Origin of the sequence: Escherichia sp. KCJ4928 (assembly GCF_004352695.1) — a bacterium.
Classification (GTDB): domain Bacteria; phylum Pseudomonadota; class Gammaproteobacteria; order Enterobacterales; family Enterobacteriaceae; genus ECMA0423.
The window spans coordinates 1-212 of record NZ_SJWV01000899.1 but is presented as its reverse complement, the minus strand read 5'-3'; the positions used below and the strand labels follow the sequence as shown (position 1 = coordinate 212).

The window sequence follows — 212 nt, the reverse complement described above, 5'->3', positions numbered from 1 at the left end:
GGGAACTGAACTTAAACGGGCAGAAAATCAGAGACGCTATCAGCGCACACACAGCAGCGGTGAAAGAACAACTGGAGACGCTGAACAGTGCCGTGAACGCGCAGTTCAGCGCCACAGAGAACGAACTTGCCCGGCGGCAGGAAGAGCTGCTCTGGAAGCTGGTCAAAGGGCGGATACTGTACCCGTCGCTGACGGCGCTTTGCGTCACGGTC

General features: G+C 58.0%; 1 pseudogene. It reads left to right on the top strand.

Annotated features, from left to right (window positions below):
- A pseudogene (locus E0D98_RS27320) lies at positions 1-212 on the top strand (mobilization protein); the annotation flags it as partial.